At 59.6% G+C, this 1721-nt stretch carries 1 protein-coding gene; it reads right to left on the bottom strand.

Features of this window, described 5'->3' with window-relative positions; translation table 11 throughout:
* Positions 1 to 1468, bottom strand: a 1468-nt coding sequence (locus tag ABI_RS14155) for a glycoside hydrolase family 97 N-terminal domain-containing protein (protein ID WP_040309280.1), incomplete at its 3' end; no start/stop codon positions are given.
* Positions 1469 to 1721 lie beyond the last annotated feature (253 nt).

Consider the following 1721-nt stretch of genomic DNA (forward strand, 5'->3'; position numbering starts at 1 on the left):
GGCCGGTGTCCTTGATCGGCTCATGGGTATCGATGGCGATCTTGTATTTCGCGGCCTCGACGGCGACCTTTGTATAATGGCGCACCATGTCCTGGCTGTCGTTCCAGGTGAAATAGATCCCGTCCGGTCCCATGGCCTGGGCGCCGCCGGCGTCAGCGACATAGCCGGTCTTGATCGAGTCGACGCCGTACTTTTGATAGTAGGCATAGGCGGCCTGCATCTGCGGCTCATAATTGGCGATATTGCCGCCGGTTTCGTGGTGGCCGACCAGACGGACGCCCTTTTTCAGGCCATAGGCCGAGATCTCGGCCATGTCGAAATCGGGATAGGCCTCATCGAACTTGAACAGGTGGCCGGTGGCGAACCAGTCTTCCCAGCCCTTGTTCCAACCTTCGACCAGGACGCCACGGAAACCGTGCTTTGCGGCAAAATCGATGTGTTTCTTGGTATATTCGGTCGTGGCGCCGTGCTTCGCGCTGGGCTCCCAGGTGCGGGTCCCCAGGTGCATATCCCACCAGATGCCGACATATTTGTACGGCTTGACCCATGAGACATCGCCCAGCTTGTTGGGCTCGTTCAGGTTCAGCATGACGTGCGACATGTAGAGACCCGGCGCCGAGTCGGCGATCAGGACAGTCCGCCACGGCGTCGAAAATGGCGCGTCGCGTTCGACCGACTTCTTGCCGGGCTCACCGGTCGGAGCCAGTTGCACCTTCAGCCTTTGCCCATTGACCCGGCGCAGCCACACGGCGGCATAATCGATCAGGGCGGCTTCGTGGAACGTCATGTAGAGGCCGTTGTCGGTCTTCAAGGTCAGCGGCGTCTGGGCCAGGCTGACCTCCTTCAAAGGCGTCTTGTCGACCGGATATTCCTCGCGGTTCCACTCGCCGGCAGCGTTCCACCAGGCGGTCGAAGTGTCGACCACAGCGAATTCGCTCAGTTCATCGACGATCGACAGGTGCTTCAGTTGCGGCTGGTCGGGGAATTCGTAACGGAAGCCGATGCCGTCGTCGAAGACGCGGAAGACGACCGTCAGTTGACGGCCTTCCTTCATGTAACCCTTCTGGACCACGGTGACGCGCAGCTCATTGTGGTTATCGCGGATGAAGCGCCATTCGCCCCAGGGCTGCTCCCAGGTTTCGTCGTGCGATGTGGTTTTGGCTTCGACCAGGCTGAAATTGCGATCGAGCTTGGGGGCGTTGGACAGGATCAGGCCCAGGCGTGAGGGCGAGATGACCTCCTTGCCCATGTGTTTGACCGAATAGGCCAGGCTGCCATTGACATCGAGCGCGACATCAACCGTCAGCACGCCGCTGGGTGAGGTCACCGTGGCGATGGTGCTGGCAACCGGCGGCCGCTGGGTGACGTCGGTATCGGCGGCGAGGGCCGGCGCGGCCATACCTGTCAGCGCACCGGCGGCCAGGAGCGTGGAGGTCAGCAGAGTCACAGCCAGTCTGGAGGATTTCATCTTCGTTTCCTGCTCCCGAAATCGGACGATCCTCGCCCGTTTGTTCTTTTTGGTGGGGTCACCCTACGGCATGGAGTCCATGCAAAAAAGCCCTTAAAATCGACTGCATACGTATTCAATGCCGCCGAGAAGCCTTACCGAACAAGGCCCCAAGCTTGACACATCATCATATAAAGCCGATCCAAGTGGCCTGGTAACATCGGTTTTGGTAAACGATTACAGAGCTTGAAACAAGGTGATTGGCGCACCAGCG

Source organism: Asticcacaulis biprosthecium C19 (assembly GCF_000204015.1).
GTDB lineage: Bacteria > Pseudomonadota > Alphaproteobacteria > Caulobacterales > Caulobacteraceae > Asticcacaulis > Asticcacaulis biprosthecius.